The following is a 13,322-nucleotide window of genomic DNA, read 5'->3' on the forward strand; positions in this document are numbered from 1 at the left end:
GTGTCGCCGAACGTCAGTTGCTCGGTCAGGGTCGCGAGGTTGGCAGTACCGAGATGGCGACGCAGGATCAGCAGGTTGTTACGCGCCGACGCGGTCCATAGTTCGCGGTCGCCCTCATGCTCGGCGACGGTCGCCAGCGTCGCATACAGGCTGGAAACCGGACCGGGCAGCTGCGCGGCATGGTCGCGATTGCGCCGGATCGCCGCCTGCAACGTCTTGCGCGCGACGCCGTAGCGGCCGCCGGCAAATTGTTCGACCGACGCCTGAAGCGATGCCTCCACTTCCTCGGCGGGCGGGCAGCTGCGCGCGAGGCAGGCAGCCAGCGCGTCTTCTGCACGGTGGCCGACGACGACGATCTCGTCGGGGGCTGCCGCCGGAGGCTGGGCGATCTGGGCGAGCAGGAGCAGGGCCAATCCGGACATGACCGCAGGCTCGTTCCGGCCCCGCTGCTTGTCAAGCGGCGGTATACGAAGTCAGCACGGTTCTCGATCAGATTGCGACACTGTCATCGCCCTGCGGGCGACCAGTGGAGTCCCTTTGAAAACGCGCGGCTGCGCGTTCCGAACAGCTAGCCGAGGTCGTTCAGCGCCTTTTCGACGGCGTCCATCGTGAACGGTTTGGAGAGGACCGGACGATCGCGGTGCACGGGCTCGATCATGTCGCCCGACCCGCCGGTCGCCAGCACGAACGGGATGCCCGCCGCCGCCAGCCTGTCCGCGACCGGCCAGCTTTTTTCCCCGGCGCGCAAATGCACGTCGAGGATCACCGCATCGATACCGCCGCGATCGACGGCCGCCAGCGCCGACCCGACATTGTCGGCGGTACCGGTGACGGTTCGACCGAGCAGGTCGAGGAAATCCTCGAGCATCATGGCGATCAGGGGTTCATCCTCAACGACGAGGATACGCGCGGGCGAAGTCATACGACGCGGTCCTTAGCGGTCAAAGCGGGAACACCGCAACATGATTCCACGTCCCGTCAGCTATTTGACAACGCGTCGCGCGCCGCCGTGGCAAGTTGCTGAACGGAAAACGGCTTCGGCAGAAACGAAACTTGATCCAGATCAATCGATCGGCGCAATTGCTCTTCGGCGTAGCCCGACATGAACAGGATCGGCAAGGTGGGATAGACTTTGCGTACGTGGCCGACCATCGTCGGGCCGTCCATCGTCGGCATGACCACGTCGGAGATGAGCAGATCGATGTGCGGCCGGTCGGCGAGCAGTTCGAGTGCCACCTCGCCATTTTCGGCGGTCATCACGGTATAGCCCTGTCGGGTAAGCGCGCGTTCGGCGATGGCGCGGACCATGTCCTCGTCCTCGACCAGCAGGATCGTGCCCGAGCCCCATGCCGGCGCGGTCGGTTCGGTCTTGAGCTTCGGATTGGTGCCGAGGCGCGGCGGTTCGGCGGCGGCGGCATGGACCGGCAGATGGATGACGAAGGTCGCGCCGCGCCCGCCGCGCGATTCGGCAAAGATATAGCCGCCCGACTGTTTGATGATGCCATAGACGGTCGACAGGCCGAGGCCGGTCCCCTTGCCCACTTCCTTGGTGGTGAAGAAGGGCTCGAAGATCTTCGACAGGATGTCGGGCGGAATGCCGGTGCCGGTGTCGGACACCTTCATCGTCACATAATCGCCGATCGGCAGGACGTCGTCGTCCATCGCGCGGACTTCCTGCGCGCTGGTCGCCAGCGTTTCGATGGTCAGCACGTTGCGGTTACCGCCCTGCGACAGCATCGCGTCGCGGGCATTGACCGCGAGGTTGACGACGACCTGTTCGAGCTGCCCCGGATCGGCGCGCACCGACCCGAGACCGCGACCGTGGTTGACGACCAGTTGCACCGTCTCCCCCAACAGCCGCTTGAGCAGGTTCGAAACTTCGGAAATGACGTCGGGCAGCTGCAATACCTGCGGGCGCAACGTCTGCTGGCGCGAGAAGGCGAGCAGCTGGCGGGTCAGGCTGGCAGCGCGGTTCGAATTGGCGCGGATCTGCTGGATATCGTCATAATCGCTGTCGCCGGGCGAATGGCGCATCAACATCAGGTCGCAATGCCCGATGATCGCGGTCAGGATGTTGTTGAAATCATGCGCGACGCCGCCGGCGAGCTGACCGACCGCCTGCATCTTGGTAGCCTGCGCCACCTGCCGCTTCAGCTTGCCCTCCTCGCCCGTATCGCGCAGCGACAGGACGACGGCGGCCTCGCCCAGCCCGCGCGCACCGGCGATGGTCAGCGCGATCGGTTCGTCGGAACGATCGGCCAGCCGTACGGCCATGTCGGCATTGTGCTGCGCACCACCGGCGAACCGGCGGACGGCATCGGCCAGCGCCGCCTTGTCCTCGCGCACCACCAGATCGCCCGGATAGAGCGGCGGCGCGACCGGATTGACGCCGGTCGCGCGGATGAAGGCGTCGTTCATGTGCAGGAAGCGCCCGTCGCGATCGACCAGCGCCATGCCGACCGGCAGCAGCGACACGAGCGCGCGCACCTGCCCCGCCGATCCCGGCGCGGCGATCGGCATCAGCCCGACCGGCGCCTCTTCCTCGTCGAGCAACGCCACCAGCATCGGCCCGGCGGGATCGTCGGTGATCGGGACCTGCACGATGCGCAGCGGATCGCCGCCCAGCCCCTCGCGTTCGAAGCGCACCCGACCGCGATGGTCGGTGACTAGGAACCGCGCGAAATCGCGGCCCTCGATCGCAGCTTCCTCATTGCCGACGGCGCGGGCGCGGAACACGCGGTTGGCGGCGCGGATACGGCCATCGGGGCTGAGCAACGCAAGCATCACCCCGGCGACGCCCAGCCGGTCACCGGCGGTGCCGGCGATCATGGTGCGCATCGTCATCGCCTCGGCAATGACCTGCCCGCCTTCGAATTGCCAGACGAGCATGTTGTCGCCGGCGCGGCTGATGGTCACGTTCAGCGGGGCATCGCCCTGCCGCACCGTGGCCCGCGCCTCGCCATCGCGCCAGGCCGACCGGGCGGCGCCGGCCAGCGTGTTGGCATCGACCCCGTCGCCCAGCACGCCCGGCGGCGTCGGATATCCGCCGAACATCGTCGCGAACCGGTCATTGGCGCTGACCAGCCGCCCGGCGCGGTCGGTCACCGCCAGCGCGAGCGGACAGGTGGCGGCGATCGCCTGAACCAATGACCAGTCGACGCTCGGCTCGACGGGTTCGCGGGTGTCGGTCCAGTGCAGCACCGCCTGCGCCACGCCGGCCAGCACCACCGCCGCCGCAGCGAAGCCGGCCGCTACGGCCACGCTACCGATCATCCACAGGACGATGGCACCCGCAACGACCCCGGCGGCAAGCGCGGTGATCAGCGGCAGGACCGGCGACGGGCCAGCGGAAAATTTCGGCAGCATGATTAGGCTGTTGGGGTGGTTGGCCCCCGCACGTCAAGCGTTGTGCGGGTGACAGGGTGTGGCGCGCCGGCCGGATGGCGGCAAACGGAATGTTTGCTAGTGGAAATTCGCGTTCGTCGCAGTTCGGCCCCTCTCCCCTGGATCGGGGAGAGGGATACCGGAGCTTGTCAGCTTGGCTGGCTAGCGCAGGTTGAAGCGGGGCGAGCCTTGCGGCTCGCGCGCTCGCTCAGGCGAGCGGATCCCCTCTCCCAGCTTCACCAGGCCTTTGCTCGCGCAAAGACCAAGTCTGCGCGTCCCTCTCCCCTGACGGGGAGAGGAAGCGGGCTTACCAGATGCGGACGCGCTGTTCGGGAGGGAGGAACAGATATTCGCCCGCCGCCGGCTTGTAGCCCGAATACCACGGGTCGAGATTGCGGACGACCCATGCGCGCTGTTCGGACGGGCTGTGCGGATCGGTCAGCAACCGCTGGCGCAGATTCGCCTCGCGGTAGCTGCGCCGCCACACCTGCGCCCAGCCGAGATAGAAACGCTGTTCGGGGGTGAAGCCGTCAATCGCCTTCTGCTCGCCCGGATAGGCATGGGTATAGGCATCCCATGCCGCGGTCAGCCCGGCCAGATCGGCGATATTCTCGCCCAGCGTCAACTCGCCCTTCACATGCATACCGGGCAGCGGTTCATAGGCGTCGTATTGCTTGACCAGCGCGGCGGTGCGTTCGTCGAACCGCTTCACGTCCTCGGCGGTCCACCAGTCGGTCAGGCTGCCGTTGACGTCGTATTTGCGACCCTGATCGTCGAAATGGTGGCTAATCTCGTGCCCGATCACCGCGCCGATTGCGCCGTAATTGACCGCCGGATCGGCGTTCGGGTCGAAGAAGGGCGGCTGCAGGATCGCGGCGGGGAACACGATCTCGTTCATGACCGGGTTCGCGTACGCGTTGACGGTCATCGGCGTCATAAACCATTCCCATTTCTGGATCGGTTTGCCGAGATGCTGGACGTTGTAGCGCTGCTGCCACTGGTTCGCGCGGACCATGTTGCCCAACGCATCGCCCGGCGTGATCGTCAGGTCGCTCATGTCGCGCCACTGGTCGGGATAGCCGATCTTCGGCGTGAACGCGGCCAGCTTGGCCCGTGCCTTCGCCTTGGTCTCGGGCGCCATCCAGTCGAGATTGTCGATCCGGCGGCCCATCGCCTCGGTCACGTTGCGGACCAGTTCGTCCGCCGCCGCCTTGGTCGCGGGCGGGAAGAACTTCGCGACATAGGCTTTGCTGACATCGTCGGCTACCGCGTCTGACGTGAAGTCGACCGCGCGCTTCCAACGTTCCTCCTGCTGCGGCGTGCCCGACAGGACGGTGCCGTAGAAGGCAAAATTCTCGGCATCGAACGCCTTGGGCAGCACGCTGGAGAAATTGTCGAGCGAGCGGAGCAGCAACTGGTCCTTCAGCACCGCGATCGGTGCCGCCCCGATCACCTTCGCCATGCCGGTGAAGGCGGTCGGCTGGGCGACGATCACATCGGGCGTGTTCGCGCCGAGATCACGAAAATAGGTCGCGAAGTCGAAGCCGGGCGCCCGCCGCTGCAGGTCGGCGACCGTCATCTTGTTATAGGTCTTGTTCGCGTCGCGGCTTTCGATCCGGGTCCAGTGCGCGCGGGCGATCTTCGTTTCGAAATCGACGACCGCCTTCGCACGGGCGGCGGCATTCGGTTCGCCGGCCAGCGTCAGCACCTTGGCGAGATGGGCCTCATAGGCCTTGCGCGTTTCGACCAGCTTCGCGTCGGTCGACAGATAATAATCGCGGTCGGGCAGGCCGATACCGCCCTGCGCGGTCTGCAGCGCATAGACCTGAGGCTGCTTGTCGTCGGGACCGACATAGGCACCGAACGGCCCACCGACGCCGGTCTGCGATGCCTTCGCCGCCAGCGCGGCATAGCCGGCCTTGGACGACAGGCCCTTGATCTCGGTCAGCCACGGCTGGATCGGGGCCAGCCCCTTCGCCTCGATCGCGTCGCTGTCGAGGAAGGTCGCATAGGCGACCCCGATCTTGGAGTTGGGATCGCCCTTTGCCGCGTCGAGCAGCTCGCGGGTCCGCGTCTTCGACAGGTCGTCCAGCGCGGTGAACATGCCGTAGCTCGACTTGTCGGCGGGGATCGGCGTGATCTTTTCCCACGTGCCATTCGCGTATTTGTAGAAATTGTCGCCCGGCTTTACCGCGCGGTCCATGCCGGTGACGTCGAAGCCGAAGTCGCCGATCTCGGGCTTAGGTGCCGGCGCGGGCTCGGCCATGGCGGTCGCGGGGGTCGGCGTGGCCGTCTCGACGGGCGGCGTGGTCGCGCAGGCCGACAAAGCGGAAGCCGCGAGCAAGGTGGTCAGGACGAAACTACGCCGCATCGGGAAAGCCTCTTCGTATCGGGTGATACGGTCATGCTGCACCCCGGCATATCGATCGTCAATATCTGGTTTGACCCAAAAGGCCCTCTCGCGTCCTTTCCTTCTCAGTTTGCTTCGAGCGCAGGTTCGAGCTTGTCGAGAACCGTAGTCGAGAAGGGGTTGCCCCAAACACAGGGTTCTCGACGGACGCTTCTCGACAAGCTCGAAGCTGCTCGAACCGAACGGAGATGCTATAGGGAAGCCCGCGCTCCATGCCCCCGCCGCTTCCACTTGGCGGCGATCCACCATCGCCAGCCGAGCGCCGCGATCGCATAGCCGAGCACCGCGCCGATGACCGAACAGACGACCATGCCGAGCGCGGTCGCCGGGCCGACCTCCGCCACCAGCCATTCGAGCCAGCCCGGCGGCGTGGCGACGGCGTCGCCGATCGGCCGGCCCGGCACGACGCGGTCGAGGTGGAGCAGCCATGCCCCGACCTTGTAATAGAGGATGAATAGCAGCGGCGTGGTGATCGGATTGGTGAAGAAGGTGGTCAGCGCCGCCGCCGGCACGTTGGCGCGCAGCGGCAGCGCCAGGACCGCCGAGGCAGGAATCTGACCCAGCGGGATCAGGATGCCGGTGAACATGCCGAGCGCAACGCCCCTCGGGACCGAGCGGCGGGTGAAGCGCCACAATTCAGGTGCGAGGACACGGTGTGCGACCGGCCGCAGGAAGCGGTTGGCCTCCATCGATTCGCGCGTCGGCAGGTTCGCGCGGACCCAGCGCAACGCACGGCTGCCCAGCCCCCGGTCGTCACCAGCGGGATCAGCCACGGTCGCGGAGCAACCTTCCCTGTTCACGCTTCCAGTCCCGCTCCTTGATGTGCTCGCGCTTGTCGTGGGTCTTGCGCCCCTTGGCCAGTGCCAGTTCGACCTTCGCCCGCCCCTTGCCGTTGAAATACACCGATAGCGCGATCAGCGTCATGCCGTCGCGCGCCACCGCGCCGTGCATCTTGTTTATCTCACGTTCGTGAAGCAGCAGTTTACGCGGGCGACGCGGTTCGTGATTGAAGCGGTTGCCGTGGCTGAATTCGGGGACGTTCGAATTGATGAGCCACACCTGCCCGTCGCGGACATCGGCATAGCTTTCGGCAATCGACCCCTCGCCGAAGCGCAGCGCCTTCACCTCGGTACCGGTCAGCGCGATGCCGGCCTCGTACACGGTGTCGATCTCGTAATCGAACCGCGCACGGCGGTTTTCGGCAACGGTCTTTTTCTTGTCGAACAGCTGGGGACGCGGACGGCTCATGCGCGGGACATAGGAGGTCGGGGCGCGCAGGGGAAGCGGACGCTGAAAGATCCTCCCGGCTGTGCGGGGTGGATTCAGGCGTCCAGCGCTTCCCGCACCTTCCTTGCCAGTTCGTCGACGTCGAACGGCTTGGGCAGCAACCGCGTGCCCGGATCGAGCACGCCGTTATGCACCACGGCATTGCGGGTATAGCCGGTGGTGTAGAGCACGCGCAGTCCGGGCCGCATCGCCAGCGCCCGGTCGGCCAGTTCGCGGCCGTTCATGCCGGGCATGACCACGTCGGTGAACAGCAACGTCACGCGAATGCCGGTTTCGAGCAATGCGATCGCCTCCGGTCCGTGCGAGGCGTGATGGACGGTGTAGCCCAGATCGCGCAGCACCTCGACCGAGAAGCTGCGGACGCGCGATTCGTCCTCCACCACGAGGATCGATTCATGCGCCGCGCCGCCCCGCACCGGGGCCAGCGCGGTGCGCGCGGTCGGAGTAGGTGCCTCGCCATAGAAGCGCGGCAGATAAAGGCGAACGGTCGTGCCGACATCGGGCTCGCTATAGATGCGGACATGCCCGTGCGACTGACGGACGAAACCGAACACCTGGCTGAGCCCCAGCCCGGTGCCGCGCCCGACCGGTTTGGTGGTGAAGAACGGGTCGAATGCCTTGGCCAGCACCTCGGGCGGCATGCCGGTGCCGGTATCGCTGACCGCGATCAGCACATATTGGCCCGCCGCCATGTCCGCCTCGCGCGCATAATCGTCGCCGACATGGGCGTTGGCGGTCTCGATCGTCAGCCGTCCGCCGTCGGGCATCGCGTCGCGGGCGTTGACGGCAAGATTGACGATCGCATTTTCGAGCTGCCCGCGATCGGCCTCCGCCCGCCACAGGCCGGCACCGAGCACCGTTTCCACCACGATGCGTTCGCCCAGCGTCCGTGCGAGCAGGTCGGTCAGGTCGGCGATCAGGCGGTTGCCCTCGACCGGTTCGGGCGACAGCGGCGACTGACGCGAAAAGGCGAGCAGGCGCTGGGTCAGCGCGGCGGCGCGGGTGGCGCCTTCCTTCGCCGCTTCGACATAGCGGCCGACATCATTGCGGCCGCTGGCCAGCCGCCGGTCGATCATGTCGAGGCCGCCGATGACCACCGCCAGCATGTTGTTGAAATCATGCGCGATGCCGCCGGTCAGCTGGCCGACGGCCTCCATCTTCTGCAACTGGCGGACCTGCGTTTCGGCGGCGGCGCGGGCGGAGGCGGCGTCGTGGAGTTCGGTCGCGACGCGTTCGAGCTGCGCGCCCTGCCGCCCGACCTTCGCCTCCAGCCGCAGCAGCGCATCGGCGCGCTGGATCGTGACCCAGCTGATTTCCGCCACCTCCTGCACCAGCGCGATTTCGCCGGGCAGCCAGTGACGGGGTTCGGCATGACCGATGATGAGCAGCCCTTCGAGCCGCCCGTCGCGACGCAGCGGTACGGCAAGGCCCGACCTCGCGCTGTAGCTGGCGACGGTATCGGGTTCGAACCGGTTATCCTGTGCAAACGCGTCGGACACCACCGTCCGGCCGGCGCGCAGCAGCGTCGTGTTGCTGCGTCCCATCCGGTCGATCGAATGATCGCCCCGCAGCTGCGGCAGCGCGCCGTCGCTCCATCCGGCGATATAGCGGACCTGATTTTCGCCGACCCGCGCAAAGCAGACGCGGTGGACGTCGAGCCGTTCGCCGAGCGCGCGGGCGGTGAAACGCATGATCGTATCGGGATCGGTCGCCGCGCGCTGGCGGGCGCTGAGCGACAGGACGAACTCGCGCTCGACCCTGGCCGCCAGCGCCGCCAGTTCGGCCTGTTTGCGGTCGTCGATATCGTAGCTGACGCCGGGGAAATGGGCGGGGCGGCCTTCGTCGTCGAAGCTGCACCGGCCCTGCGCCGAGACCCAGCGGCTGGTCCCGTCGGGGCGCAGCACGCGATATTCGGAGATGAAGGTGCCGTCGCCCGCCGGGTCCATCGCCGCCGCGATCTGCCGTTGCGCGTGCGGCAGGTCGTCGGGATGGATGGCGGCGAAAAAGGTGCCGATCGGCGCCCCCGCCTCCGCCTCCGCCGGATCGACGCCGTAGAGCAAGGCGAAGCGGGAATCGGCGCGGACGATGTCGCCCTGCACGTCCCAGTCCCATGCGCCGATATTGCGGCCCGCCGACAATGCCTGTTGCAGCCGTTCGTCGGCGGCGGCGCGCTCGCGCTCGGCCACGACGCGCGCAGTCGTCTCTCCGGTGACGCAGAGCAGACCCGCGACCCGGCCGTCGTCGTCGAAGACGGGCGAATAGGTGAAGGTCCACCAGCTGTCCTCGGGCTCGCCGGTGCGGGCGAGGTCGAGTTTCATGTCGGTCGCGGTGATATTGCCGCCGGCCATCGTCTTCTCGACCAGCGGCAGCAGTTCGTCCCAGATGTTCGACCAGACGATGTCGAACCGCTCGCCCAGCGTGCCGGCGATGCGGATGCCGAGCAACGGTCGATAGGCATCGTTATAGAAGCAGCGCAGCTCCGGCCCCCACGCGAGGAACATCGGCGTGGGGCAGGACAGCATCATCGCCAGCAGCGAGCGGAGCGACACCGGCCATGATTCGACCGGACCGAGCGGTGTGCTCGACCAGTCGCAAGCGGCGATCTCGCGACCGGTGACGGTTTGCTGCGACAGGTGTCCGTTAGGCATATGACCGACATTTTACGCTCGGCGTGGCGCCGCCGCAATACCGTGTATCGAACCCGGACTGCATGTCAGCCGACCAGACCGGCATGGGCCAGCGCGGCATCGACCGCCGCCCGCGACGCCCCCGACGGTGGCGTCATCGGCAGGCGCAGGTCGGTCGGAAAGCCCGGACGGACCCGACCCAGCGCGTATTTGACCGGCCCCGGCGAGGCATCGCTGAACAGCGCGGCGTGGATCGGATAGAGCCGATCCTGTATGGTCAGCGCCCGGCCATAATCGCCCGTCGCACACGCGTCCTGAAATTCGGCGCACATCGCCGGCGCGACATTGGCGGTGACCGAGATCGCTCCAACCCCGCCCATCGCCATGAAGGCGAGCGTCATGTCGTCATTGCCCGACAGTTGCGCGAAGCCGCTGCCGCAGCGGGCGCGATGTTCGGACACCCGCGCCATCTGTCCGGTAGCGTCCTTGATGCCGACGATGACATCCGGGAACGCCTTCACGATGCGCTCGACCGTCTCGACCGCGATGTCGGTGATGGTGCGACCGGGGACGTTGTAGAGGACGATCGGCAGCCCGCCCCCCTGCGCCAGCACCTCGAAATGGCGGAACACGCCCTCCTGATTGGGGCGGTTGTAATAGGGCGGGACCAGCAGCGCGGCAGCGGCACCCGCTGCCTTGGCGGCATGGATATGGTGCAGCGCGACCGCGGTGTCGTTCGATCCGCAACCGGCGATCACCGGCACGCGCCCGGCGGCCTGATCGACGCAGACGCGCACGACATGGTCATGCTCCTCGATCGTCATCGTCGCCGCTTCGCCGGTGGTGCCGCACGGGACCAGCGCGCTAGACCCGCTTTCTACCTGCCAGTCGACCAGCGCGCGGAACGAGGCTTCGTCGAACGTGCCGTCCGCAAACGGCGTGACGAGCGCCGGGATCGAGCCGGAAAACATGGTGGTTGCGCTCCGTGGACAGGGATTCGAGCCGAAAAGGTGGCGACAGATAGGGCGGGCTTCCATATCATGTCCAGTATGCTGACCACCGTGTTCAAGAGCGCGTTCCTGCTCACCGGCGTCGCGAGTGCCGCAATGGCCACCGGGCTGTTCCGGACCGCTCCGCAGATGCCCCTGCCCGCCAACCCCCTGCCCCGCGCGCAACCGGCCATGCCGATCGCGCAGCCGATGGTGCAGCCGGTACCCGCACCGGTCCCCTATGATCCGATCCAGCCGGTGCTGTCCGAATGGAAGCGCCTGCAACAATCGGACAATTATCCGTTCGCCGACTATGCCCGGTTCCTGCTGGCGCATCCGGGCTTTCCGGGCGAGACCAGCCGGCGCGCGGCGGCTGAAACGGTGCTGCCCGATGGCGGACAGGATGCGGCGACGGTGTTGCGTTTCTTCATCCGCTTCCCGCCGCGCACCGCCGCCGGTGAGTTGCGCTATGCCGAGGCGTTGGCGGCAAGTGGTCGCCTGCCCGAAGCACAGATGGCGGCACGGGCGGCATGGCGACGCGGCGTGTTGCGCCCCGTCGACGAGGCACAGTTGCTGGGCCGGTTCGCCGGCGCGCTGGCGCCTGCCGATCACGACGCACGGATGGACAGGCTGTTGTGGCAGGGGGCGACGACCGCCGGCCTGCGGCAGATCGGCTATGTCTCGGCAGCGATGCGGCCGACGTTCGACGCGCGCATGGCGTTCCGTACCAATGCCGCCGACGCCAGCGTCCGCGCCGAGCAGCCGGGCGTCGATCGCGCCGATCCGGGCTATATCGCCGATCGCGCCAGCTGGCTGCGTGGATCCGGCCAGTCGGGGGCGGCGCGCGCCTATCTGGCACAGCCGCGCCGGTTGTCGCGAAGCCCGGGCGATGTTGAGGAATGGCTCGAAGTCCTGCTGACCAATGCGCGCGCGGCGCAGGCGGACGGCCAATATGATCTTGCCTATCGCATCGCGTCGCAGATCGACGATGCGTTTCCGGCGGGCACGGTCGTCGCCGATGCCGGATATGGCGAGCGCGACGACTATACCAGCCTGGCGTGGCTGGCCGGCACGGTCGCGCTCCAGCAGCTGAACCGTCCGAGCGATGCGACCGGCATGTTCGCGCGCTATGCCAGCGGATCGCGCACGCCGACCGTGCGGACCAAGGGCTATTACTGGGCGGGCCGCGCCGCGGAGGCGGCGGGCGACCGGCCGACCGCCGATCGCTGGTATGCGCAGGCCGCCGATCTGGGCGACCTGTTCTATGGCCAGTTGGCGAGCGAACGGATCGGCCGTCCGCTCCGCGCCCCGCCCGCGACCGCCGTCGCCACGGCGGTGCCGGCCGATCTTCGCACCGCCTATATGAACGGCGAGATCGCGCGGGCCGTCCGCTATCTGGGCCGCACGGGCCAATATGCCGACCAGAGCCTGTTCATCCGCAAGATTGCCGAGGATGCGCGCAGCGACACCGACCATGCACTGGCGGTCGAACTGGCCAAGACGATCGACCGGCCCGATCTGGCGGTGATGGTCGGGCGCAGCGCGCTGCTGAACGGGCATAGCGACTATACGCTGGCGGGCTATCCGTCGGTGCCGGTGGGCGGGCCGCAGCAGGATCAGTTCACGCTGATTCACGCCATCGCCCGACAGGAAAGCCAGTTCGACCGCACCGCCGTCAGCCGCGCCGGTGCGCGCGGGTTGATGCAGTTGATGCCCGGCACCGCGCGCGAGACCGCGACCAAGCTGGGCCTGACCTATAGCCCGACCGCGCTCAACGACCCGGCGTTCAACATGGCGCTGGGGTCGAGCTATATTCAGCGGATGCTCGATTATTACGGCGGCAGCTATCCGCTGGCGATCGCGGCGTACAATGCCGGGCCGGGCAATGTGAACAAGTTCCTGCGCGCCAATGGCGACCCGCGCACGCCGGGCGTCGACATGGTCGAATGGATCGAGAAGATTCCGCTGTCCGAAACGCGCGGCTATGTGCAGCGGGTGCTCGAAAACGCCGTCGTCTATGACCTGATCCATACCGACAAGGCGCGGTCGCGCGGGCCGAACAATCTTAGCTGGTATCTGGGGAAGAACCGACCGGGATGAACGAACCGCGTCCGAACTACATCACCGCGGCGGGCTATGCCGTGTTGAAGGCCGAATACGACCAGTTGCTGGGCAGCGAGCGACCGAAGCTGGTCGATGTCATCGCATGGGCCGCGGGCAATGGCGACCGGTCGGAAAATGGCGACTATATCTATGGCCGCAAACGGCTGCGCGAGATCGACCGGCGGCTGGGGTTCCTCGCCAAGCGGATGAAGGCGGCACGGGTCGTCGACCCCGCCGCCCAGACCGAACGCGGGCGGGCCTGGTTCGGGGCGACAGTGGTCATCGGCGACGAGGACGACAACCACCGCACGCTGGAACTGGTCGGCGACGACGAGGCCGATGCCGGCCGTGGGCGGATCGGCTGGAATTCCCCGATGGCGCGCGCCCTGCGCGGCAGCGCGGTCGGCGACGTTCGGACGGTGGTGCTGCCGGCGGGCGCCAAGGAATATGAGGTGATGGCGATCGTCTATCCCTGAGGATGGGCTCCCGCCCCTTCGTCACCCCGGATCAAGTCCGGAGTGA

The 13,322-nt window shown here is 67.3% G+C and carries 9 protein-coding genes and 1 pseudogene; 2 read left to right on the forward strand and 8 right to left on the reverse strand.

Annotation, left to right across the window (positions count from 1 at the left end; translation table 11 throughout):
- The 8 genes and pseudogenes from ASE91_RS20020 to dapA form a co-directional block, all read right to left on the reverse strand.
- Positions 1–422, reverse strand: a pseudogene (locus ASE91_RS20020) (hypothetical protein); the annotation flags it as partial.
- Positions 423–568: 146 nt separating this feature from the next.
- Positions 569–922 carry a response regulator gene (locus ASE91_RS16610; protein WP_055999865.1) on the reverse strand — a complete coding sequence of 118 codons (354 nt, stop codon included), beginning with the start codon at positions 920–922 and terminating at the stop codon, positions 569–571.
- 56 nt (positions 923–978) lie between these two features.
- Positions 979–3,366, reverse strand: a complete 2,388-nt coding sequence (locus ASE91_RS16615) for a response regulator (RefSeq protein ID WP_056628188.1) — start codon at positions 3,364–3,366, stop codon at positions 979–981.
- A 325-nt stretch (positions 3,367–3,691) separates the two neighbouring features.
- Positions 3,692–5,755: a M13 family metallopeptidase gene (locus ASE91_RS16620; RefSeq protein ID WP_056628190.1), complete on the reverse strand. Its 2,064-nt coding sequence runs from the start codon at positions 5,753–5,755 to the stop codon at positions 3,692–3,694.
- Between the two features lie 230 nt (positions 5,756–5,985).
- A complete protein-coding gene (locus tag ASE91_RS16625; RefSeq protein ID WP_443024554.1) occupies positions 5,986–6,567 on the reverse strand; it encodes a DUF2062 domain-containing protein in 582 nt (193 codons plus the stop codon).
- A complete protein-coding gene (gene smpB / locus ASE91_RS16630; RefSeq protein WP_055759935.1) occupies positions 6,560–7,042 on the reverse strand; it encodes an SsrA-binding protein SmpB in 483 nt (160 codons plus the stop codon). Before smpB ends, ASE91_RS16625 begins: the two co-directional genes overlap by 8 nt.
- Positions 7,043–7,116: 74 nt before the next feature.
- Positions 7,117–9,729 carry an ATP-binding protein gene (locus ASE91_RS16635; protein WP_056628193.1) on the reverse strand — a complete coding sequence of 871 codons (2,613 nt, stop codon included), beginning with the start codon at positions 9,727–9,729 and terminating at the stop codon, positions 7,117–7,119.
- A gap of 65 nt (positions 9,730–9,794) precedes the next feature.
- Positions 9,795–10,679 (reverse strand): 4-hydroxy-tetrahydrodipicolinate synthase, encoded by an 885-nt coding sequence (gene dapA, locus ASE91_RS16640; RefSeq protein ID WP_056628197.1) that lies wholly within the window; start codon positions 10,677–10,679, stop codon positions 9,795–9,797.
- 78 nt (positions 10,680–10,757) lie between these two features.
- Between dapA and ASE91_RS16645 the strand changes: the two genes are divergently transcribed.
- Both ASE91_RS16645 and greB read left to right on the forward strand, forming a co-directional pair.
- The gene (locus tag ASE91_RS16645) at positions 10,758–12,797 is read left to right on the forward strand and encodes a lytic transglycosylase domain-containing protein (protein WP_056628200.1); all 2,040 of its coding nucleotides are present in this window, start codon (positions 10,758–10,760) and stop codon (positions 12,795–12,797) included.
- The gene (greB, locus tag ASE91_RS16650) at positions 12,794–13,276 is read left to right on the forward strand and encodes a transcription elongation factor GreB (protein WP_056628203.1); all 483 of its coding nucleotides are present in this window, start codon (positions 12,794–12,796) and stop codon (positions 13,274–13,276) included. Before ASE91_RS16645 ends, greB begins: the two co-directional genes overlap by 4 nt.
- Positions 13,277–13,322 lie beyond the last annotated feature (46 nt).

It is taken from the genome of Sphingomonas sp. Leaf62 (assembly GCF_001421915.1).
Lineage (GTDB): Bacteria > Pseudomonadota > Alphaproteobacteria > Sphingomonadales > Sphingomonadaceae > Sphingomonas.

Coding starts and splice junctions, on each gene's coding strand:
- dapA (WP_056628197.1), bottom strand. CDS start 10,679: ATGTTTTCCGGCTCGATCCCGGCGCTCGTCACGCCGTTTGCGGACGGC.
- ASE91_RS16635 (WP_056628193.1), bottom strand. CDS start 9,729: ATGCCTAACGGACACCTGTCGCAGCAAACCGTCACCGGTCGCGAGATC.
- ASE91_RS16645 (WP_056628200.1), top strand. CDS start 10,758: ATGCTGACCACCGTGTTCAAGAGCGCGTTCCTGCTCACCGGCGTCGCG.
- ASE91_RS16620 (WP_056628190.1), bottom strand. CDS start 5,755: ATGCGGCGTAGTTTCGTCCTGACCACCTTGCTCGCGGCTTCCGCTTTG.
- greB (WP_056628203.1), top strand. CDS start 12,794: ATGAACGAACCGCGTCCGAACTACATCACCGCGGCGGGCTATGCCGTG.
- ASE91_RS16615 (WP_056628188.1), bottom strand. CDS start 3,366: ATGCTGCCGAAATTTTCCGCTGGCCCGTCGCCGGTCCTGCCGCTGATC.
- smpB (WP_055759935.1), bottom strand. CDS start 7,042: ATGAGCCGTCCGCGTCCCCAGCTGTTCGACAAGAAAAAGACCGTTGCC.
- ASE91_RS16610 (WP_055999865.1), bottom strand. CDS start 922: ATGACTTCGCCCGCGCGTATCCTCGTCGTTGAGGATGAACCCCTGATC.